21 protein-coding genes are annotated in these 23,090 nt (G+C 42.9%); all 21 read left to right on the top strand.

Features of this window, described 5'->3' with window-relative positions; genetic code table 11:
* The first annotated feature begins 42 nt into the window (after positions 1 to 42).
* The 21 genes from LC036_RS07570 (at position 43) to hisH (ending at position 23,082) form a co-directional block, all read left to right on the top strand.
* Complete coding sequence (locus tag LC036_RS07570; RefSeq protein ID WP_226580533.1) at positions 43 to 1,632, top strand: peptide chain release factor 3; 1,590 nt, start codon at positions 43 to 45, stop codon at positions 1,630 to 1,632.
* Positions 1,633 to 1,852: 220 nt separating this feature from the next.
* Positions 1,853 to 3,832: an excinuclease ABC subunit UvrB gene (uvrB, locus tag LC036_RS07565; RefSeq protein ID WP_226580530.1), complete on the top strand. Its 1,980-nt coding sequence runs from the start codon at positions 1,853 to 1,855 to the stop codon at positions 3,830 to 3,832.
* 7 nt (positions 3,833 to 3,839) lie between these two features.
* Complete coding sequence (gene uvrA / locus LC036_RS07560) at positions 3,840 to 6,716, top strand: excinuclease ABC subunit UvrA (protein ID WP_226580527.1); 2,877 nt, start codon at positions 3,840 to 3,842, stop codon at positions 6,714 to 6,716.
* Positions 6,717 to 6,782: 66 nt separating this feature from the next.
* Positions 6,783 to 7,154 carry a YojF family protein gene (locus tag LC036_RS07555; protein ID WP_226580524.1) on the top strand — a complete coding sequence of 124 codons (372 nt, stop codon included), beginning with the start codon at positions 6,783 to 6,785 and terminating at the stop codon, positions 7,152 to 7,154.
* Positions 7,147 to 7,803, top strand: a complete 657-nt coding sequence (gene bshB2 / locus LC036_RS07550; protein WP_226580521.1) for a bacillithiol biosynthesis deacetylase BshB2 — start codon at positions 7,147 to 7,149, stop codon at positions 7,801 to 7,803. The genes LC036_RS07555 and bshB2 overlap by 8 nt, the downstream gene beginning before the upstream one ends.
* A gap of 102 nt (positions 7,804 to 7,905) precedes the next feature.
* Complete coding sequence (locus LC036_RS07545; RefSeq protein ID WP_226580518.1) at positions 7,906 to 8,952, top strand: DUF4097 family beta strand repeat-containing protein; 1,047 nt, start codon at positions 7,906 to 7,908, stop codon at positions 8,950 to 8,952.
* A gap of 308 nt (positions 8,953 to 9,260) precedes the next feature.
* Positions 9,261 to 9,614: a phage holin family protein gene (locus LC036_RS07540; RefSeq protein ID WP_226580517.1), complete on the top strand. Its 354-nt coding sequence runs from the start codon at positions 9,261 to 9,263 to the stop codon at positions 9,612 to 9,614.
* Between the two features lie 168 nt (positions 9,615 to 9,782).
* Entirely contained in the window at positions 9,783 to 10,715 is a 933-nt protein-coding gene (gene hprK / locus LC036_RS07535) for an HPr(Ser) kinase/phosphatase (protein WP_226580513.1), read from the top strand.
* A gap of 12 nt (positions 10,716 to 10,727) precedes the next feature.
* Positions 10,728 to 11,561: a prolipoprotein diacylglyceryl transferase gene (gene lgt / locus LC036_RS07530; protein ID WP_226580510.1), complete on the top strand. Its 834-nt coding sequence runs from the start codon at positions 10,728 to 10,730 to the stop codon at positions 11,559 to 11,561.
* A 13-nt stretch (positions 11,562 to 11,574) separates the two neighbouring features.
* Complete coding sequence (locus tag LC036_RS07525; protein ID WP_226580507.1) at positions 11,575 to 12,531, top strand: nucleoside recognition domain-containing protein; 957 nt, start codon at positions 11,575 to 11,577, stop codon at positions 12,529 to 12,531.
* Positions 12,506 to 13,144 (top strand): pyrophosphatase PpaX, encoded by a 639-nt coding sequence (ppaX, locus tag LC036_RS07520; RefSeq protein ID WP_226580505.1) that lies wholly within the window; start codon positions 12,506 to 12,508, stop codon positions 13,142 to 13,144. The genes LC036_RS07525 and ppaX overlap by 26 nt, the downstream gene beginning before the upstream one ends.
* Before the next feature lie 4 nt (positions 13,145 to 13,148).
* Entirely contained in the window at positions 13,149 to 13,664 is a 516-nt protein-coding gene (locus LC036_RS07515) for an acyltransferase (RefSeq protein WP_226580504.1), read from the top strand.
* Positions 13,661 to 14,221, top strand: a complete 561-nt coding sequence (locus LC036_RS07510; protein WP_226580502.1) for a glycerol-3-phosphate responsive antiterminator — start codon at positions 13,661 to 13,663, stop codon at positions 14,219 to 14,221. Before LC036_RS07515 ends, LC036_RS07510 begins: the two co-directional genes overlap by 4 nt.
* Positions 14,222 to 14,325: 104 nt before the next feature.
* A complete protein-coding gene (locus LC036_RS07505; RefSeq protein WP_226580499.1) occupies positions 14,326 to 15,123 on the top strand; it encodes an MIP/aquaporin family protein in 798 nt (265 codons plus the stop codon).
* A 19-nt stretch (positions 15,124 to 15,142) separates the two neighbouring features.
* Positions 15,143 to 16,642 carry a glycerol kinase GlpK gene (gene glpK, locus LC036_RS07500; RefSeq protein WP_226580496.1) on the top strand — a complete coding sequence of 500 codons (1,500 nt, stop codon included), beginning with the start codon at positions 15,143 to 15,145 and terminating at the stop codon, positions 16,640 to 16,642.
* 227 nt (positions 16,643 to 16,869) lie between these two features.
* The gene (locus tag LC036_RS07495; RefSeq protein ID WP_226580493.1) at positions 16,870 to 18,537 is read left to right on the top strand and encodes a glycerol-3-phosphate dehydrogenase/oxidase; all 1,668 of its coding nucleotides are present in this window, start codon (positions 16,870 to 16,872) and stop codon (positions 18,535 to 18,537) included.
* A gap of 253 nt (positions 18,538 to 18,790) precedes the next feature.
* Positions 18,791 to 19,960: an ATP phosphoribosyltransferase regulatory subunit gene (locus LC036_RS07490; protein WP_226580490.1), complete on the top strand. Its 1,170-nt coding sequence runs from the start codon at positions 18,791 to 18,793 to the stop codon at positions 19,958 to 19,960.
* Entirely contained in the window at positions 19,953 to 20,588 is a 636-nt protein-coding gene (hisG, locus tag LC036_RS07485) for an ATP phosphoribosyltransferase (RefSeq protein WP_226580487.1), read from the top strand. The genes LC036_RS07490 and hisG overlap by 8 nt, the downstream gene beginning before the upstream one ends.
* Positions 20,588 to 21,862 carry a histidinol dehydrogenase gene (gene hisD / locus LC036_RS07480; protein ID WP_226580483.1) on the top strand — a complete coding sequence of 425 codons (1,275 nt, stop codon included), beginning with the start codon at positions 20,588 to 20,590 and terminating at the stop codon, positions 21,860 to 21,862. The genes hisG and hisD overlap by 1 nt, the downstream gene beginning before the upstream one ends.
* On the top strand, positions 21,859 to 22,452 hold the full coding sequence (gene hisB / locus LC036_RS07475; RefSeq protein WP_226580480.1) for an imidazoleglycerol-phosphate dehydratase HisB: 594 nt from the start codon (positions 21,859 to 21,861) through the stop codon (positions 22,450 to 22,452). The genes hisD and hisB overlap by 4 nt, the downstream gene beginning before the upstream one ends.
* Positions 22,453 to 23,082 carry an imidazole glycerol phosphate synthase subunit HisH gene (hisH, locus tag LC036_RS07470; RefSeq protein WP_226580477.1) on the top strand — a complete coding sequence of 210 codons (630 nt, stop codon included), beginning with the start codon at positions 22,453 to 22,455 and terminating at the stop codon, positions 23,080 to 23,082. It abuts the gene before it with no gap.
* Positions 23,083 to 23,090 lie beyond the last annotated feature (8 nt).

Raw genomic sequence — 23,090 nt, 5'->3', positions numbered from 1 at the left:
CGCCCATAGGAATAGAAATTTAAATTAACGGAGGATATCACGATGGATCATATACAAAAAGAAATGAAAAAACGCCGTACGTTTGCAATTATCTCTCACCCGGACGCCGGTAAAACAACAATGACTGAAAAAATGCTGCTGCTTGGAAATCTAATCCGCTCAGCCGGGACAGTTAAAGGGAAGAAATCAGGGAAGTTTGCAACTTCCGACTGGATGGAAATCGAGAAGCAACGTGGAATTTCCGTCACATCCAGTGTCATGAATTTCCCATATAAGGATTACCAGGTGAACATTCTGGATACCCCGGGACACGAAGATTTTAGTGAAGACACGTACCGTACGCTGACAGCAGTCGATAGTGTTGTCATGGTAATTGATGGAACAAAGGGTATTGAAGCTCAAACGTTGAAGCTTTTCAAAGTTTGTAAAATGCGCGGAATTCCAATCTTTACCTTTATTAATAAAATGGACCGTGAAGGCCGTGAGCCATTTGAATTAATGGAAGAAATCGAGCAGACGCTGAATATTGAAACCTACCCCATGACATGGCCGGCAGGTATGGGGAAACGTTTCCTTGGAGTGTTTGACCGGAGCAACGAGCAGTTTGTTCAATATACGGGGAATGAAGAGGAAGAGTATATTCCGTACAGTGAGCTCGATCAGCACCCAGAATTAACAGAAAATGCGACCTACCAGGAAGCTGAAGAAGAGATGCAGCTTGTAGATGAGGCAGGCGCAAGTTTTGATATGGATAAAGTAATGCAGGGGGATCAAACGCCTGTATTCTTCGGAAGTGCACTTGCTCCATTTGGTGTGGAAACATTCTTTAACTCTTTCATTGATATGGCGCCTGAGCCTGCACCAAGAAAATCTACAGAGGGCATTGTTTCCCCGGATCATGAAGAATTCTCTGGTTTCATCTTCAAGATCCAGGCGAACATGAACCCTCAGCACAGGGACCGTGTTGCATTTGTGCGAATCTGCTCTGGTAAATTTGAGCGCGGCATGAATGTCACATTATCCCGTACGGGCAAGGCATTTAAACTTGCTCAGTCCCAGCAGTTTGTCGCTTCTTCAAGAGGAACGGTTGAAGAAGGGTATGCCGGTGATATCATCGGAATTTATGATCCTAACGTATATCGGATAGGAGATACAATTGTAACGGGTAAATCTAAGTTTGAATACGATGAACTTCCACAGTTCCCGCCTGAAATCTTTAAGAAAGTAACCGCTAAAAACGTTATGAAATCCAAACAGTTCCGAAAAGGGCTGGAGCAGCTTGTTCAAGAAGGAGCCATTCAACTCTTTAAGCGTTACCGTTTTGAAGATTATATTATTGGTGCGGTCGGTGAGCTTCAATATGAAGTCTTCGAATATAGAATGAAGAATGAGTACAATGTAGATATTGAGTTAACTCCACTAGGAGAGCGTATTCCACGCTGGCTGAAAGAAGACCAGGTGGATGAATCGTTGTTTGATGAGCGGAACATGCTTGCAGAAGACCGTGAAGGCAATCCGCTGGTTCTATTCAAAAATGATTTCTCTCTCCGCTGGTTTAAAGATAAGCATCCCGATATCGAACTTACGGATTTGTTTGAAGTCAACCAGTATAACCAGACGTTTAATTCCTAATTCGATCTATAAACAAAAAGCACTTTGCACTGAGCAAAGTGCTTTTTGTTTACGCAGATTTAGGGAATAATGGCTTCTTAAGAGAACACTTTTAAAACTTCAAATATAGGAAAAGAAACGCCCGAAATGTTCAAATGCGAATGTTTGTTCGTTTCATGTTAGAATGGTAAACTATTGTGGTAAACTAAACTAGAACTAGTTAGGAACGGAGGTTTTCGTCGTGGAGGAGAAATTCGATTTAGTTTCAAAATTTTCACCGCAGGGGGATCAGCCAAGAGCCATTCATGAACTGGTGGAAGGCATCCAGCGGGGAGAAAAACACCAGACACTTCTGGGCGCGACGGGTACAGGGAAAACATTTACCATGTCTAATGTCATTGCCGAGGTGAATAAACCGACATTGATCATTGCTCATAACAAGACATTAGCTGGTCAGTTGTACAGTGAGTTTAAGGAATTTTTCCCGAACAATGCTGTCGAATATTTTGTTAGTTACTATGACTATTATCAGCCGGAAGCTTATGTCCCATCTTCCGATACATTTATAGAAAAAGATGCGAGCATCAATGATGAGATTGATAAGTTAAGGCACTCAGCCACTTCTGCTTTGTTTGAGCGGAACGATGTCATCATTGTTGCGAGTGTATCCTGCATTTATGGTCTAGGTTCTCCCGACGAATACCGCAGTCAGGTCTTGTCAATTCGTACAGGTATGGAAAAGGACCGCGATGAGCTGCTTAGAAATCTAGTCGATATTCAATATGCACGGAACGACATTGATTTCCAGCGTGGTACATTCAGAGTCAGAGGGGATTCTGTCGAAATTATTCCAGCTTCCAGGGAAGAACATGCGATAAGAGTTGAATTTTTCGGGGATGAAATCGATCGTGTCCGCGAAGTGGATGTCCTTACGGGTGAAATTGTGGGCGAAAGGGAGCATGTTGCCATCTTTCCGGCTTCTCACTTCGTTACCCGTGAAGAGAAATTGAAAAAAGCGATTGAAAATATAGAGAAAGAAATGGAAGCTCGAGTGAAAGAACTTCGTGATAACGATAAGCTTCTCGAAGCCCAGCGTCTTGAGCAGCGCACCAACTATGATTTGGAAATGATGAGGGAGATGGGCTTTTGTTCAGGAATTGAAAATTATTCAAGGCATCTGACCTTCCGTGAAGAAGGGGCAACTCCTTATACACTGCTTGATTTCTTTCCTGATGATTTTCTTATTATGGTGGATGAATCGCACGTAACGCTTCCTCAGGTCCGCGGGATGTACAACGGTGACAGAGCGCGTAAACAAGTCTTGGTTGATCACGGCTTCCGCTTACCTTCCGCTATGGATAACCGTCCACTCATGTTTCCGGAATTTGAAGAACATATTAAGCAGATTGCCTATGTATCAGCCACTCCTGGTCCTTATGAGATTGAGCACACACCAAAAATGGTGGAACAAATTATCCGTCCAACAGGGCTGCTTGATCCTGAAATTGAAGTACGGCCGATCCATGGTCAGATTGACGACCTTGTTGGGGAAATCAATAAACGAAAAGAGAAGAATGAGCGGATTCTTGTCACAACTTTAACGAAAAAAATGTCTGAAGACCTGACAGATTACTTGAAAGACCTGGGAATTAAAGTCGCGTACCTGCACTCAGAAATTAAAACTCTGGAACGTATTGAAATTATCCGGGATCTTAGGGTAGGTAAATACGATGTGCTCATTGGAATCAACCTGTTAAGGGAAGGACTCGATATTCCGGAAGTTTCTCTTGTCTCCATTTTGGATGCAGATAAAGAAGGCTTTCTCAGGTCCGATCGCTCGCTCATCCAGACGATTGGTCGTGCGGCCCGAAACGAAAATGGACAGGTCATTATGTACGCAGACAAAATTACAAAATCAATGCAGTTTGCCATCGATGAGACATACCGTCGCAGGGAGAAGCAGATTGCTTATAATGAGGAGCATGGCATTACACCTCAAACCATTAAAAAAGAAGTACGCGATGTAATTAAAGCGACTTCTGTTGCTGAAGAAGAAGCCGATTACGATTTAGGCAAGAAACCGTCTGAGATGACGAAGAAAGAACGTCAGGAATTAATAGATAATATGGAAACAGAGATGAAGCAAGCGGCGCGCGATCTTGACTTTGAACGTGCTGCTGAACTGCGCGATGTCTTGTTGGAATTAAAAGCGGAGGGATGAGTAGAGTATGGCGAGTAAAAATATTAGTGTTCGAGGAGCACGGGCTCACAACCTGAAAAATATCGATATTGATATTCCCAAGAACAAACTGGTTGTCATGACCGGTTTGTCGGGTTCAGGAAAATCTTCATTAGCTTTCGATACGATTTATGCTGAGGGGCAGAGGCGCTATGTAGAATCACTCAGCGCTTATGCCCGCCAGTTCCTAGGGCAGATGGATAAACCGGATGTCGATTCTATCGAGGGTTTATCCCCCGCTATTTCGATTGATCAAAAGACGACAAGCCGTAATCCGAGATCAACCGTGGGAACCGTAACAGAAATCTACGATTACTTACGATTACTATTTGCAAGAATCGGCAGACCGACATGTCCCAACCATGGAGTTGAAATCAGTTCACAGACCGTTCAACAGATGGTGGACCGGGTGATGGAGTACCCTGAAAGAACGAAACTGCAGATCCTTGCTCCAGTGGTATCCGGTCGTAAAGGTGAGCACGTTAAAGTGTTTGAACAGCTTCAAAGGGAAGGGTATATAAGGCTGCGTGTAGACGGGGAAATGCGCGAAATTTCCGAGGAAATAAATCTCGATAAGAATAAAAAACACTCCATTGAAGTCGTAATTGATCGAATTGTTGTTAAAGATGGAGTCGAAGGCCGTCTCTCAGACTCAATAGAGACAGCCTTAAATCTCGGCGGCGGTCATACGATTGTCGATGTAATTGATGAAGAGGAATTAATGTTCAGTGAGCACCATGCCTGTCCGATCTGCGGTTTTTCTGTAAGTGAGCTGGAGCCACGGATGTTTTCTTTCAACAGCCCTTATGGGGCATGCAACCGTTGTGATGGATTAGGCACACAGCTTGAAGTGGATATCGATCTTGTTATTCCAGATTGGAGCCGTTCCTTAAATGAACATGCGATTGCAGCGTGGGAACCTCAAAGCTCTCAATACTATCCACAATTATTGAAGAGTGTATCCGATCATTATGGCATTGATATGAACCAGCCGTTCCGTGACTTACCTGAAGAACATAAAGAACGGGTCTTATATGGCAGCGGGGATGAGAAAATATACTTCCGTTATGAGAATGATTTTGGAAAAGTAAGGGAAAATGAAATCTTTTTTGAAGGGGTTATCCCTAACATTTCCCGTCGTTATAGAGAAACAAGTTCCGATTATATCAGAGAACAAATGGAAAAATATATGGCCCAGAAGCCATGTCCTAAATGTAAGGGCAACCGTTTGAACGAAGAGGCGCTTGCTGTTCTCATTAATGGTAAGCATATCGGTCTGACGACGGATTATTCTGTTACGGAAGCAAAAGAGTTCTTTGAGTCTCTTGAACTGACAGAGAAAGAAGAAACCATTGCCCGCATGATCTTGAAAGAGATCTGTGAACGTCTCAGCTTCCTGGCTAACGTAGGTCTTGATTACCTCACGTTATCCAGATCAGCCGGAACGTTATCAGGAGGCGAAGCGCAGCGTATCCGCCTTGCTACTCAAATTGGTTCTGCTTTAACTGGTGTATTATATGTCCTGGATGAACCTTCTATTGGTCTGCATCAACGAGATAATGACCGCCTGATTAATACATTAAAACGGATGAGAGACCTGGATAATACTCTCATTGTCGTGGAACATGATGAAGATACGATGCTTGCTGCGGACTATTTGATTGATATCGGTCCTGGAGCAGGAGCCCACGGAGGGAATATTGTCACTCAAGGTACACCGAAACAAGTGATGAAAAACCGAAAGTCTCTGACAGGGCAGTATCTTTCAGGCAAGAAATTCATTCCTCTTCCTGCAGAGCGCCGTAAACCGGATGGACGTTATATAAAAGTACGCGGAGCAGAGGAAAACAACTTGAAAAAAGTCGATGCTGATATTCCGCTTGGGGTGTTTACCGCGGTGACAGGCGTATCGGGATCAGGGAAAAGTACATTAATCAATGAAATTTTATACAAATCCCTTTCCATGAAACTTCATAACGGAAAGCAGAAACCCGGAAAGCATAAAACGATCGAAGGAATTGATCAGCTGGATAAGGTTATTGATATTGATCAATCTCCTATCGGGCGGACGCCGCGCTCAAATCCTGCTACCTACACCGGTGTATTTGATGACATACGGGATGTCTTTGCACAGACGAATGAAGCGAAAATAAGAGGATATAAAAAGGGACGTTTTAGTTTCAATGTAAAAGGTGGACGTTGTGAAGCCTGCCGTGGAGATGGAATTATTAAGATCGAGATGCACTTCCTTCCGGATGTTTATGTCCCGTGCGAAGTTTGTGATGGCAAACGATATAATCGTGAAACGCTTGAAGTGAAGTATAAAAATAAAAGTATAGCGGATGTTCTCGCTATGACCATTGAAGAAGCATTGGACTTTTTTGCAAATATACCAAAGATTAAGCGCAAACTGCAGACCGTAGCAGATGTCGGACTAGAATATATTAAGCTGGGTCAGCCTGCTACCACGTTATCAGGAGGAGAAGCTCAGCGGGTGAAACTGGCGAGTGAGCTGCACCGCCGTTCGAATGGCAAGTCCTTCTACATTTTGGACGAGCCGACAACAGGTCTTCACGTCGATGACATTTCGCGTCTGTTGAAAGTACTCCAGCGTCTTGTTGATAATGGAGACTCTGTCTTAATTATTGAGCATAACCTTGATGTCATTAAAGAAGCTGATCATATTATTGATCTCGGACCTGAAGGTGGAGACGGCGGGGGCCGTATCATTGCAAGCGGGACACCAGAGCATGTCTCAGAAGAAGAAATCTCTTATACCGGTCATTATTTAAAACCGATATTAGAAAGAGATCGAAACCGGATGGAGAAAAGAATGAGTGAACGGGAAAAAGTGGCAAACAAGTAGATGTTTTGACGCTCGGCCCCAAATTGAGTATCGTTAAACAAGAATGGTTTGACGGGAGGAATAACTGTGGATGCAATACAACAGAAAAGTGTTCAAAATAAAATTGATCAGTTAGCTAATAAAAAGGTTTATGTACATTTAGAAACCACAAACGGGGCATACGCCAGTCACTTTGATGAAAATGCCTACAATGTAGGAGCGTTTATCCGAAATGCGGAAGTCTCTTATCAACATGGGAAGATTGTAAGTACAGGCGGTTCTTATCGCGTTGGATTAAAACTAGACCTTGGATGGGTTTATGCGGAAGGACTAACGGACTACGAAATTGATAATAAAGACCGCCTCCTGATGGCGGGACACGACCGCGAAGGCCGTTTAATGGTAGCTCTGGAAATCAGTGAAACGCCTTTTTCACACGGGGCTGATCCTGATGAGTAATGAAAATATCGTTGTTATTTTCCCTCACCCCGACGACGAATCGTTTGGAGCGTCCGGTACAATTTCTAAATTTAGAGAAGAAGGACATCCCGTGACCTACTTATGCGGAACCCTTGGTGAAATGGGAAGAAATATGGGGAATCCTGTTTTTGCTAACCGTGAGACGCTTTCCTCTTTTCGAAAAAAGGAACTGAATGAGGCAGCAAAACAACTGGATATTGATGTCGAATTCCTTGGATATAGGGATAAGACGTTGGAATTTGAGCCTCGTGATCAGGTAGCTGCACACCTGAGAGAGAAAATTGAATCACTCCATGCAACAATTGTGATCACCCACTATCCAGGCTATGCCGTGCATCCGGACCACGATGCTCTAGGGGCGGCGGTTGTAGCCGCTGTTCAGGGGATAGAAGAAACTAAACGTCCTCAAGTATGGATGCATGCGATTTCTAACGATCATGCCAGCCATTTAGGTGATCCGGACATTGTCTACGATGTCCGCCCTTATTGGGAGCAGAAGCTCGCAGCGATAAAAGCCCACCTCTCTCAGGCTGATGGCATGATGAGTTTAATTGAAAACCATGACCAGGCTTCTGAGCAGTTGGAACGTTTGAAAACAGAAAGATTTTATAAGTATATATTCAACTAATAAGACACCATGGGAGAAGACACTGTCTCTTTCCATGGTTTTTTTAGTTTTTGAACCTTTCTTGCAGGGTAGAACGTAAAAGGATCAAAGGAGCTGATCAAGATGAATGAAGAGCGTATGAAAATTTTGCAGATGATTGAAAAAGGAACGATTAATGCAGAAGAAGGAGCAAAGCTGCTTGCTGCTCTTGATGAAAAGCCTAAAAAGGAAGAATCCCACAAAGATGAGAAGAAATATGGGATTAGAAATTTCCTGGCAGATGCTGTGGAAAAGGTCAAAAACTCAGATTTTGACTTGTCGTTTGGAGAATCCATCCAGTTTGAGGAAGAGACTTACTTAGATGCGCAGAATCTTAAAGAAGCCGACGTGTTCATTGCAAATGGTTCCCTTTCAGTTCACCTTTGGGATGAAGATCAGATAAAAGCTCAATCCCATGTGAAGGTCTACCAGGTTAAAACAGAAGAAGAAGCGAGGGAAGTTTTCTTTACAGATCTTCAGTTTGATCTCACAAAGGGTCTCCTTCGTGTGGCCAGTCCTTCGAAGAAAGTGAAAGTGAATATGCAGCTATTTCTGCCGAGGGAACAATACGAGTTTATCAAAGCTCAACTAACCAATGGCACAATCCAGGTGAACAATCTGGAAAGTCAACATGTGCATATCAAGACCTCAAATGGCGAAGTGAAGGTTAGTGATGTTTCTGGAGAAACCTGTAAAGTCCAGACAGGAAATGGAGCCATTACTTTTTCGGGTGGAGTCTTTGATTTATGTCAAGCCGATACGATTAATGGAATGATCTCATTGGACGGGGAATATGGAAAAACCGATCTTTCTACAGTAAATGGAAGTATTGATGTTAAACATAAAGGAGAGAAAGCTCATACCGGATTCTACAAAGTAACGACAGGAACAGTAAAAGTATTCCTTCCATTAGAGAAAAGAGTAGACGGTATCCTTAAGACGAAATTCGGTTCACTCTCCTGTAAGTTAGACAATTATAAGATATTGAAAGACAAGAAAGAGGTATTAAATAAAACATTGGAATTTGAGGCTTATGATGAATACGAGGATAGCTTTCATATAGAAGCAGAGACAAAGACAGGAGCGGTGAAAATTTTGAGTCCTGTAGAAGAATCAAGGAACATCCTTTAAAACTTTCTGGCTTTGAAAAGCGAAAGTAGAGCGTAACCACGCATCCTGTTTCTCTTTCATTCGTATTGGAAACCATCACCCTTCACCATAGATGTCTCCTCTGAATAGGCTTAATGGAGGAAGGAAGAGTAGGATTGATGAATGGACTTAAAAACTATAATGCGTTGAGCTGTATTCTACCCCCTGACTTAAATTAAATTTTTAATAATCCTGCTATGCTTATGACATGTTAAAAACAACAGGAATGTTTAATAAAGACTAAAACGAAAAAAGTAAGAAAGTAAGACGAGAAAAGGAGTTGATAAGTAATGAAAAACTGGTTGTTACACATTATCGTTAATGCTGTTGCGATTATCGCCGTAGGGGCATTGTTGAATTCTGTAAATATTGAGGGTGTAGGCGGTGCCTTACTGGCAGCCTTTATTTTATCTATATTAAACGCAATTGTCCGTCCAATTCTTGTCGTTCTCACGCTCCCAATTACAATATTATCCCTTGGATTGTTCCTTTTTGTCATCAATGCGATTACGTTATCATTAACCGATCTGCTGCTTGGAAGTACGTTTGAGATCAATGGTTTCGGAATGACGATTCTGGCAGCTATCATCATTTCATTGATTAATTTAGTGTTGAACAGTTTAATTAAAGATATGAAAAATTAAAGAAAAACCCGTATGGAGCAGATCCTCTATACGGGTTTTTTAGTATTTTTTTATTTTTTTTACGTGGACCGGTTGAAAAGTTACCTGTTCCATGAGGGTGCTATCCAAGATTTATGCAAAACATGCTACAATAGGGGACAGTGATTCATGAATGGAGGTTGTTAGAAGATGAGTAAGGTACGTACACAGGATTTACTCGAACAATTTAAACTTGAATTGGTTGCCGGTGAAGATGGTATCCATCGTGAAATACATATGAGTGACATTTCCCGCCCTGGGGTGGAAATGACAGGGTATTTCAAATTTTATCCGAAAGACCGCCTTCAGCTTTTAGGCAAAACAGAGCTCTCTTATTTTAATGAATTATCAAAGGAGCAAAGGAGAGAACGTGCTGAAAAGCTCTGCACAGATGTTACTCCTGGAATCGTTATTACCCGCGGGATGGACATTCCTGAGGAGTTGTCTGATGCTGCTCAGGAAGCGGGGGTTCCTTTAATGCTTTCCCCTTATAAGACGACACGTGTAATCAGCCGCCTGACAAATTTCCTGGAGTCTAAATTTGCCCCATTTACGGCTATCCATGGTGTTCTTGTGGATATTTATGGAATTGGTGTTCTGATTACCGGGCAGAGTGGTGTTGGTAAAAGTGAAACAGCTCTGGAACTTGTGAAACGAGGCCACCGCCTTGTAGCAGATGACAGCGTAGAAATTCGTCAGGAAGATTACGACACACTGATCGGCAACAGTCCCCCTTTAATTGAGCATCTCCTGGAGATACGAGGACTTGGGATTATTAACGTCATGACGTTATTTGGTGCAGGAGCAGTTCGAAGCTTTAAACGAATTACGCTGGTCATTAATTTAGAGCTTTGGGAGAAAAACAAACAATATGATCGTCTTGGTCTAGAAGAAGAAACGATGAAAATCATGGATGTTCAAGTGCCAAAGGCTACCATACCTGTCCGTCCGGGAAGAAACTTGGCTGTCATTATTGAAGTGGCTGCTATGAATTTCCGTTTGAAGCGTATGGGTGTTAATGCAGCAGAAGAATTTTCAGAGCGGCTGACAAAAGTGATCGACCAAGAACAGAATCATGAGTAAGGAGGAACGAACATGTCTTGTGAAGTACAACCTTTAGACCCGGTTTTCCTCCAACTCGGTCCTATTTCGATCTACTGGTATGGATTAATTATTGCAACAGGTGCCTTCTTAGGATTGTGGATTGCAACAAGAGAGACCGAACGTCTTGGATTGAAGAAGGATTATATGGTAGATATCGTTGTTTTTGCGATTCCTGCGGCTATTGTGTGTGCGCGTATTTATTATGTAGTCTTTGAATGGGATCGATATGCAGGAGGTCCATGGTGGAAGGTTTTCGCCGTTTGGGAAGGCGGAATTGCTATCCATGGTGCGCTTATTGGGTCTGTTTTAACCGCCTACCTCTATACGAAAGTAAAGAAAATTTCCTTCTGGATGATGGCTGACATTGCAGCACCGAGTATTATACTTGGGCAGGCGATTGGCCGCTGGGGGAATTTTATGAACCAGGAAGCCCATGGCGGTCCGGTTTCTGAATCCTTTTATAACACCTATATGCAGTATCTGCCGAATTTTATTAATCAGCAGATGTGTATAGATGGAGCGATTTATCATCCGACATTCCTTTATGAATCGCTATGGAATATTACAGGCTTTGTATTGCTGCTTATCCTTAGACACAAGTTTAATCCACGCCGTGGAGAAGTGTTCTTAAGTTATGTGATCTGGTATTCTGTTGGCCGGTTCTTTATTGAAGGAATGCGTACGGACAGTTTATATCTCTTCGGGGAAATTCGTACAGCGCAGTTCATTTCAATTGTTCTTGTTGCCGGTGCATTAATTATTATGGCCTATCGTCGGAAGAGTGGCATGGCTGATAAATATTATAACGGAAAGAAAGTAAAATAAGGGAGCAGGTATCATGAATGGGATTTTAAAAAGGGGAAGTAAAAAGGGGTTGGAACTCACGTGGACACTGGGAAAAGTCATTTTCCCTGTCACTTTAGTGATTACCGTTCTTCAGTATACCCCTATTTTACCCTGGATCATGGACCGTTTAGCGCCATTGATGGGATGGCTGGGCCTTTCTGGTGAGGCAGCTGTCCCGTTGGTGTTAGGTAACTTTTTAAACCTCTATGCTGGAATTGCTGCGATTATTTCTTTTGAGTTTACCGTTAAGGAAGTGTTTATATTAGCAGTTATGATGTCCTTTTCACATAATCTGTTAATCGAATCAACGGTAGCGAAGAAGGTCGGAGTAAGCTGGTGGTTTGTTGTCAGTGTGCGTCTGGGGCTGGCATTGATCTCTGCATTTTTGATTCATTTATTCTGGCAGGGGGGAACAAAAGTTGCAACGTACGGATTAGCTGCTTCAAAAAATCCAGATCCCGGCGGTTGGATGGAAATTATAGGCCAGGGGCTTCAAACAGCTTTCATGGGCGTGGTTCAATTGGCTCTTATTGTTATTCCTTTAATGATTGTGATGCAGTATTTAAGGGATAAAGGCTGGCTGGACCGCTTTTCTGTGTGGGTTGCACCTATGACTAAATTTCTTGGAATGGAAAGAAACACATCTATGACTTTAGTGGCTGGACTAACCATTGGTCTTGCTTATGGTGCGGGGTTGATGATTCAGGCCGTGGAGGAAGATGGAGTTTCGAAAAAGGACATGTACCTTGCTATTCTCTTTCTTGTCTCCTGCCATGCAGTAGTTGAGGATACCTTGATCTTTATTCCTCTTGGCATTCCTGTTTGGCCGCTTCTTCTTATTCGATTGGTAACCGCAATATTATTAACCGCAGCTGTTGGTTTTATTTGGAACAGACTACAACAGAAAAGGAAGGAAACATCACATGAGCATACGTACCATTCTCTTTGATCTTGATGGGACGCTGATTGACACAAACGAATTAATCATCGCTTCCTTCACCCATACGATTACACAATATTCGGACCGCCCATATGACCGGAAAGAAATTTTGGATTTTATCGGCCCTCCTCTGGTGGAAAGCTTACGCAAAGTAAATCCCGATAAAGTAGAGGAAATGGTTGAAACCTACCGTAAACATAATATAGAGAATCATGACCGCTATGTTAAAGCGTACGATGGTGTCGTTGACACAATTGAAGCGCTTAAGGAAAAAGGGTACCGTCTTGGTATTGTGACAACCAAAATGAGGAATACCGTTCAAATGGGCTTAGAGCTAACAAACTTAGACGGGCTTTTTGAGACGGTGATTACGCTTGATGATGTCAATAATGCAAAGCCTCATCCTGAACCGATCGTGAAAGCTCTGGACCTGTTAAATTCTAAAGCTTCTGAAGCTCTTATGGTCGGTGACAACACACATGATATAGAAGCAGGACAAAATGCAGGCGTAAGAACAGCTGGAGTGGCGTGGACAATTAAAGGAAGAGAAGTATTGGATGACTTGAATCCTGATTACATGCTTACCAACATGAGGGATCTATTAGAAATAACAGGAGGCTGACCGTATGAGAAAGACAGAGCGTTATCCTGTTAAAGGAGCCAACTCACTCTGGCATATCTATAAAACGGTACCTTTCTTAAAAGTGGTCAAAAATTTTCTAATCATTCAACTGGCCCGCTATACTCCTTTTCTAGGGGTGAAAAACTGGCTGTACCGGACATTTCTGCATATGAAAGTCGGTGAACAGACAGCTTTCGCCCTTATGGTTATGGTGGACATTATGTTTCCTGAAAAAATTAAAGTGGGACGTAATACGGTTATTGGTTATAACACAACTATTCTGGCCCATGAATATTTAATAAAGGAATACAGACTGGGAGAGGTGGTTATTGGGAATGAAGTTTTAATTGGTGCCAATACCACTATTCTTCCAGGGGTGACTATAGGAGATGAAGCCGTTGTTTCAGCTGGAACTCTAGTTCATAAAGATGTTCCTGCCGGCTCTTTCGTAGGGGGAAACCCTATGAAAATCATTTATACCAGAGAAGAAATGGAAGAACGCAAGGGAGGAACCCTATGAAGCTTACCCAGTCTGTTTTGCCAGCTGTAAAAAAAATTAAGGAATTTGAATCCTTGCTGGAAAGTGATACCGACTATATTATTCTGCTCGAAAGTCGTTTAGGTCTGCTGAGGAAACTTGTGAAAGTAGGACAGAAGGCAGGAAAGAAAATCTTTGTTCATGTGGATTTAATTCAGGGCTTAAAGGCGGATGACTATGGAATGGAATACATAGGACAAGAAGTTAAGCCGGATGGAGTAATCTCCACAAGGGCTCATGTTATCCAGCAGGCAAAAAAATATAATCTCCTTTCCGTTCAGCGATTGTTTCTAATCGACAGTCAGGCCATTGAACATAATGTGAAAATCATTCAAAGGACAGCGCCTGATTTTGTTGAAGTTTTACCTGGTATTTTACCGGGAATGATACAAGAGATTAGAGGTCACATCGGAATACCGGTTATCGCCGGTGGGTTAATACGAACGGAAGAAGAGGTTGAAAGCGCCCTTGCTTCAGGAGCGGCTGCAGTTTCAACCTCACGTGCTGAATTATGGCGTCTTAACAACAAAGATACATAAACAACAGGAACAAAAGAAACCATAAGAAGTGCACAGTAAAAACCATCCGAGTTACTGGACGGTTTTTTTACATCGGTGAAAGTGACCGGAAAGGGGATTCCATCATGACTGAGTTTATGGGTGAGCTGATCGGAACAATGATTCTCATTATTTTTGGAGGCGGTGTCATAGCAGGAGCTAACCTGAAAGCTACAAAAGCCCAGGGGAACTGGGTGTTAATTACTATTGCCTGGGGTCTGGCTGTTGCTATGGGGGTCTATGCTGTAGGTCAAGTAACAGGAGCACATATCAATCCTGCCGTTACTCTGGGATTAGCTGCGGTAGGTGATTTTCCATGGGCGAAAGTTCCCATGTACGTAACTGCTCAAATGATCGGGGCATTCGCCGGAGCAACAATTGTCTTCTTTCACTATCTCCCTCATTGGAAAGATACAGAAGATGAATTGGCGATAAAATCTATTTTTTGTACCGACCCTGCAATTAGAAGTCCGATTTCCAATTTGGTCAGTGAAATTATAGGTACTTTTGTACTGGTTATGGGGATATTGTTTATCGGCGCTAATGAGTTCACCGAAGGGTTAAATCCGCTCATTGTCGGTTTATTAATTGTAGCCATTGGTATGTCACTGGGAGCTACAACGGGTTACGCGATCAACCCTGCCCGTGATTTGGGGCCGAGGATTGCTCACGCGCTGCTTCCTATCCCAGGTAAAGGTGGATCAGACTGGGGTTATTCATGGATTCCTGTCCTGGGTCCTATAATAGGCGGCGTGTATGGTGGATTGTTCTACCAGGCTGTTTTTAAAGGTGAGGCCGGCTTATGGTTTTGGCTGAGCTCTGTCGTCGTTATTCTCATTTTACTTTCATCTATGAGAGTGGAATTGAAAAAAGCTTATGAATAATTAAAGAGGAGTGGAATAAATGGGGAAATATATCTTATCAATTGACCAAGGAACAACAAGTTCAAGAGCCATTTTATTTAATCATGATGGTGAAATCGTAGAAACAGCACAAAAAGAATTTGAACAGTACTTTCCCAAACCAGGCTGGGTTGAACATGATGCCAACGAAATTTGGACATCTGTACTAGCGTGTATCGCTGATGTACTCAGGATTGCGGATGTTGATCCCGGGGATATTGCCGGAATCGGGATTACCAATCAGCGTGAAACGACTGTAGTATGGGATAAAAATACCGGAAAGCCGGTTTATAGAGCAGTTGTATGGCAGTCCCGCCAGACACAAAGTGTGTGTAACGAATTAAAAGAAAAAGGTCTGGAAGATACATTCAGAGATAAAACCGGTTTACTGCTTGACCCTTACTTTGCCGGTACGAAAGTAAAATGGATCTTTGATAACGTCGACGGTGTAAAGGAAAAAGCTGAGAACGGGGATCTAATGTTTGGAACCATTGATACCTGGCTGATTTATAAGCTATCCGGTCAAAAAGCACATGTGACGGATTATTCCAATGCCTCCCGGACGCTTATGTACAACATTTTCGATTTAAAGTGGGACGATGAGCTTCTTGATATTTTAGGAGTGCCAAGAGACATGCTTCCAGAAGTCAAACCTTCCTCAGAAGTGTATGCCCACACAGTTGATTATCACTTCTTTGGAAAAGAAGTGCCAATTGCCGGAATTGCCGGTGATCAGCAGGCCGCTCTATTCGGTCAAGCCTGTTTTGAAAAAGGGATGGCTAAAAACACTTATGGTACAGGTGGATTTATGTTGATGAATACTGGCGAAGAAGCGGTTAAGTCAGACCATGGTTTATTGACAACTCTTGCGTGGGGAATTGACGGTAAAGTGGAATATGCTCTTGAGGGAAGTATCTTTGTTTCCGGATCGGCCATTCAATGGCTTCGTGATGGATTGAAAATGATTGAAACTTCTCCAGAAAGTGAAGAAGTAGCTGGTCAAGTAAACTCCACTGACGGGGTTTATGTTGTACCTGCTTTCGTTGGTTTAGGTACACCATACTGGGACAGTGAAGCACGCGGTGCTGTATTCGGCTTAACCCGGGGCACCACAAAAGCGCATTTCGTTCGTGCTACTCTTGATTCTCTTGCTTATCAAACCAAAGATGTGGTTGATGCGATGGTAGAAGACTCCGGAATCGAACTGAAAACGCTCCGGGTCGACGGTGGAGCAGTCAAAAACAATTACCTGATGCAGTTCCAGAGTGACCTGCTGGATGTGACGGTGGAGCGCCCGGAAGTCAATGAAACAACCGCACTGGGTGCAGCTTACCTTGCCGGTCTGGCTGTAGGTTTCTGGGAAGATCGTAAGGAAATTGAAAACCAATGGAACATTGAACGGGAATTTACACCTAGTATGGAAAAAGAAAAAAGTAAGAAACTATATAAAGGTTGGCAAAAAGCCGTGGAAGCAACAAGGGTGTTTAAACAGGAAGAATAATTCTTTGACACCTTCATTCTCTCTGATATAATAAGGGTACAAGTTAATGGTTACGGTCGGAGACGCGGAGAGACCACGAAGCTTTATGCTGAAGCATAAGGAGTTTCGTGGTCTCTTTTTTTATGGCTTGTGTTTCGCTGATCGGCATTTGCACACATAATTTTTTTGTTTTCGGGAATAAACGTAGAAGACCATTAAATGAAGACAACGGAAGAAGGAGAGATAGTATGAAATCATTTTCAAGCTATGAAAGACAACGTAATTTTGACCAGCTGGCACAGGAAGAATGGGATCTTCTTGTTATCGGTGGAGGAATCACAGGTTCTGGTATTGCATTGGACGCTGCCAGTCGAGGTATGAAAACAGCAGTCGTTGAAATGCAGGATTACGCAGCGGGAACGTCAAGTCGTTCAACAAAGCTTGTTCATGGTGGCCTGAGATACCTGAAACAATTTGAAGTAAAAATGGTTGCAGAAGTGGGCAAAGAGCGTGAGATTGTTTATGAAAATGGTCCTCACGTAACAACTCCTGAATGGATGCTGCTTCCTTTCCATGAGGGTGGCAACTTCGGGCCCTTCTCTACAAACATCGGTCTTCGTGTTTATGATTACTTAGCGGGTGTTAAGAAGTCAGAACGCCGTACGATGATGAGTGCTGAAGAAGCGATAGAACGTGAGCCTCTTATTAAAAGAGATGGCTTAAAGGGCGCAGGTTACTATGTTGAGTACAAAACAGATGATGCGCGTTTAACCTTGGAAGTCATGAAAAAAGCGGTAGAATACGGCGCCTGCTCTACTAACTATGCAAAAGTTGTAGACTTCATTTATGATGACGAAGGTTCTGTTATAGGGGCAAAAGTAGAGGATACAGTCACTGGGGAACAATACCATGTGAAAGCGAAAAAAATTATTAACGCTGGTGGTCCGTGGGTCGATGAACTGCGTGAAATAGATGGATCTAAGAAAGGGAAAACACTGCAGTTAACCAAAGGTGTTCACCTTGTCTTCGATCAATCTGTCTTCCCACTGAGACAGGCGATTTATTTCGACAGCCCGGATGGTCGTATGATCTTTGCGATTCCTAGAGATGGGAAAACGTATATCGGTACAACAGATACGACGTATGATCAGGAGATCGCTCATCCTACGATGACTGAAGACGACCGTGACTATATTTTGGACGCTATGAAAACAATGTTCCCTACCGTTGAAGTGACCAAGGAAGATGTGGAATCCAGCTGGGCCGGGTTACGTCCGCTTATTCATGAAGAAGGTAAAGACCCTTCTGAAATCTCTCGAAAAGACGAAATCTTCGTATCTGATTCTGGATTGATTTCCATGGCAGGCGGGAAGTTAACTGGTTATCGTAAAATGGCTCAGACAGCCGTTAACCTTGTCCGTGATCAAATCATGGAAGAATACGGCATTCGTTATTCTGATTCAGAGACAAAAAATATGCCAATTTCCGGCGGCGACGTTGGAGGCTCAAAAGGCTTTAAGAAGTTCAAGGAAGACCGGGCGAAAATTGCTGAATCTCTGGAACTGAGCGATGATGATGCGGACATGCTGATTCAGCTTTATGGTTCAAACGTTGATAAAGTGTTCGATAACTACAAGAATCGTAAGCAGGAAGCCAAAGAAGAGGGTGTTGACCCTGTAGTATTTGCTCAACTTGCCTATGCTTTAGAAAACGAGATGACTTATAAACCAGTCGACTTCTTTGTTCGCCGTACCGCAGCCTTGTTCTTCAATATCCAATGGGTAAGAGATCATAAAACTTCCGTTATTGATTATATGGCTAAAGCTCTAAATTATAGTGAACAACAAAAACAGGAGTACACCGAACAGCTTAATCAGCTGCTGAAAGAAGCAGTTACTCCGATTGAATACGTTTAAGGTCAAGACCTTGTCCCTTGGAGGGGCGAGGTCTTTTTTTTGTAATCATAAAGCTGTTTCCCTTCAGGTGAGCTTTTTGTCGGTTATTCGAAAGAAAACGGGCGGATCCGATTATGTTCAACAGTTTCTGCTATGATAAGAAGGGGAACATATGGAAGGAAAATCTTAATTGACGCACAATCTTTATTTTGTTAGCATATTAGCAAGCTAAAGGATTTGACGGAAAGGATGAGTTCCATTGGTTAGAAGGCTGATGTTTGAAAAACCTTTGGGAATGCGAGACACGCTTCCCTTTTTTTATAATCAGAAATCAAAAGCAAGAAAAAGCCTCACTGAAACAATTTTGTCATTCGGGTATTCGTTCATGGATACGCCCATTATGGAATACCACGATACAGTTGGAAAAGTAAGTGCGACACTTGATCAACAGTTATTTAAGTTATTAGATCAGCAGGGCCATACACTTGTTTTACGCCCTGATATGACAGCACCTATAGCAAGGGTGGCTGCCTCTCAACTGAAAAACACAGAGTTTCCTCTCAGGCTTGCCTATGATGGCCCTGTATTCCGGGCCCAGCAGACTGAAGGCGGGAAGCCTGCGCAGTTTGAACAAGTGGGCACAGAGTTAATCGGCGACCACTCTTCATATGGAGACGCAGAAGTCATTGCACTGCTGGTTGAATCATTAAAACAGACAGGGTTGGAAGATTTTGTGATTACGGTTGGTCATATAGGCTACGTAAAAGCCTTCTTCAGTGACCTTCTTGGTGATGATGAAGATACGACGGAAACCTTGTTAAATTATTTATATCGCAAGAATTACGTGGGATACAAAGAGGCAGTCAAAGCCCTTTCAGTAACAGCAGAAAAGAAAAACGTCTTGCTGCAGCTTTTATCTCTTAAAGGGGGGGGAGAGATCTTTGAATCCAGCCGTTCCCTTGCGCGTAATCAGTTGTGTATGCAGGCGGTTAATGAATTAAAACAGTTGTACCGTCTCCTGGAGCAATATAAAGTAGCAGAATATATCCATTTTGACCTCAACCTAATCAGTCACATGGATTACTATACAGGAATCCTTTTTGAAGGATATGCGCCGCATTTAGGGGCGATGCTTTGTAACGGCGGAAGATATGACACACTTCTCCCTTCCTTTCAATTGAATGCATCAGCGACAGGGTTTGCTATCCATTTAGAACGTCTCGTCGAAGCGTTGGACGTAAAGGAGGATCAAGATCCGCGAATTGGTATCATCGTTGATGATGATAGTTACAGTGAAGGGGTTGCAAAAGCGAGTAAATATCGCCGCGAAGGTTTATCCGTCTTACTGCAGCATGTTGATCAGATACCGGATGTCCACGCCTTCCAAAAAGATTTAGCGCGAACAGTCGACCTTACAAAGGGTGGGGGTGAACGTAATGAATAAACCACTGACGATTGCAATGCCGAAAGGACGCATCTATGAAGAAGCTGCAGAATTAATGGAGCAGGCAGGGTATGACTTAGGTGCTGATCTGGATGATTCGAGAAAGCTGATCCTTGAATTCCCAGACCAAAACATCCGCGTAATGATGGCTAAACCGATGGACGTGGTTACTTACGTAGAATATGGTGCAGCTGATATTGGTATTGCCGGCAAAGATGTTCTTCTTGAACAGGACAGGGATGTTTATGAAGTGCTTGATCTGAAAATAAGTCCTTGTTACGTAGCTGTAGCTGGTCTTCCTGATCAACCACTCAGCCGGATTGCACCTAAGATTGCGACGAAATACCCTAAAGTTGCTTCTGATTATTTCCGTGAACAGGGAGAGCAGATAGAGATCATTCCTCTTAATGGATCTATAGAAATTGCTCCACTTATAGGTTTAGCGGATCGAATCGTGGACATCGTTTCATCAGGCCGCACGCTTAAGGAAAATGGTCTTGTAGAATACGAAAAGATAACGGACATTACCTCGCGCCTAATTGTGAACCCGGTGAGCTATCGAATGAAGAGTAAAGAAATTGAGCAGATGGTTTCAAACTTAAGTGAGGTTATGGAGGGCGAGCGTTAATGAGAATTATCAATAAAACCGACTTAGGATCATTAAAACGAAGTGTTGATCAAGGTACAGAACAACAGAGAGCTGCTGTACAAAAAATCATTGACGATGTTAAAAACAATGGTGATAAAGCAGTAAAAGAATATACTGAACGTTTTGATAGGGCATATTTAGATTCGTTAAAAGTGACAAAGGAAGAATTTGAGCAGGCTTATGAATCTCTGGACGGCGAATTTGTTCAAATTCTTAAGGAAGCGGCAGATAATATCCGCGCCTTTCATGAAAAACAACTGCCGAATTCATGGTTTGATACATCAGAGAACGGAACAATCCTTGGGCAGAAAATCACTCCGATTGATGTGGCTGGTGTTTACGTGCCTGGAGGAACGGCGGCCTATCCGTCTTCTGTGTTTATGAATGTGATACCGGCTCAGGTTGCAGGTGTGAAAAGAATTGTGATGACAACACCTCCTGGAAAAGATGGCAGAATTCCTGATGGTGTCCTTCTTGCTGCCCACCTTCTCGGCATTGAAGATGTATATAAAGTAGGAGGAGCACAGGCTGTTGCCGCTCTTGCCTATGGTACGGAAACCATTCCTTCTGTTGATAAAATTACGGGACCTGGGAATGTTTATGTAGCCCTGGCGAAACGGGAAGTCTTTGGCGATGTGGATATTGATATGATTGCGGGACCTAGTGAGATTGCTGTACTTGCTGATGAAACAGCAAAAGCAAAAGAAATAGCAGCCGATCTTTTATCACAGGCAGAACACGATGCAAGGTCTTCGAGTGTTCTTGTTACAACGAGTGAAGATCTTGCTGTAGACGTTCAAAAAGAAGTGGACATTCAGTTGAACTCACTTCCAAGAACTGAAATCGCCAGCCAGAGTGTGAAAGATTACGGGATGATTGTAATTTGTAAAGATGAAGCGGAAGCTATTGAAACTATTAATGATATAGCTCCGGAACACTTGGAAATCATTACTTCTGACCCTTTTCAATGCCTGGGGAAAATCAAGCATGCGGGGGCGGTATTTCTGGGACCCTACAGTAGTGAGCCGGTTGGAGATTATTTTGCAGGACCCAATCACGTTCTGCCTACAAACGGAACAGCAAGATTCTCCAGTCCACTTAACGTAGAGGACTTTTTAAAGAAAACAAGCGTCATTTCTTATAGTCAACAGGCTTTAAGAGCAAATGGGGATAAAATTGCCCGTATGGCTCGTTTAGAAGGATTGGAGGCCCATGCGAGAGCAGTGGAAATAAGAAAGGAGCGATGGACATGACAGAACAAAGATCAGCGACAATTGAACGTAAAACACGAGAAACAGATATTCAACTCAATTTTGATATAGATGGACAAGGAAAAGCGGACTTGGATGTCCAGGTTCCTTTCCTTTCTCATATGCTCGAACTCTTTACCAAACACGGACTCTTCAACCTTTCTGTCGTTGGACGTGGAGATGTTGAAGTGGACGATCACCACCTGACAGAAGATATAGGAATCTGTCTTGGACAGGCTTTGCGTAAAGCTGTGGGGGACAAATTTGGAATGAAGCGTTATGGTTCAATGACGCTGCCAATGGATGAAACGTTAGTGACTGTTGCTGTTGATCTTAGTGATCGACCGCATTTGGAATGGAGAGCTGAGCTTCCTAAAGACCGGGTCGGAACGTTTGATACAGAAAATGTTCATGAATTTTTCTGGAAACTGGCTGTGGAAGCAAGGATGAATTTACATATCGTCCTTCATCATGGTCACAACACCCACCATATTATAGAGGCTATGTTTAAAGCGCTGGCGAGAGCTTTAGATGAAGCTACTCAGGTTGACCCGAGGGTTCAAGGCGTACCGAGTACGAAAGGAAGTTTATAGATGATAGGAATCATTGATTATGGGATGGGGAACCTTTTTAGCGTCTCTAAAGCTCTTGAGCGGATAAACGTTGACTATAAGCTGGGGGACCGTCCAGAGAAACTGGAGAATTGTGATGGTTATATTCTTCCTGGAGTCGGGGCTTTCCCAGACGCGATGAAAGCATTAGAAGAACATAATTTCATTCATTTTATTAAAGAAAAAGTAGAAGCTGGTATTCCTGTTTACGGGATCTGCTTAGGAATGCAGTTGTTATTCGAAAGAAGTGAAGAGGGTGGAGAAACAGAGGGCCTTGGTTTATTTCCAGGTTCAATCACTCGTTTCTCTGGCAGAAATGAGAAAGGGGAGGCTTATAAAGTCCCTCACATGGGATGGAATGAGTTGAATATCCACCAGCCGGAACAAGCTATCATGACGGATGTGAAGGAAGACCATGTCTATTTCGTGCATTCTTATGTCGTTCAGACAGAGCAGCCTTCTATTTTATATGCTACCGCTGACTATCACGGGGAGGTTCCTGCCATTATTGGAAGGGATCATTTAGTGGCCAGCCAGTTTCACCCCGAAAAGAGCGGGCAGGCAGGCATGCAGTTATTGGAGAACTTTTGTAAGGTAATGTGCAGACAGTGAGGAGTTGG

This window comes from Halobacillus litoralis, assembly GCF_020524025.1.
GTDB classification, from domain to species: domain Bacteria; phylum Bacillota; class Bacilli; order Bacillales; family Halobacillaceae; genus Halobacillus; species Halobacillus litoralis_D.
The sequence above is the reverse complement of the archived record's forward strand: the minus strand, read 5'-3'. Positions and strand labels throughout refer to the sequence as shown.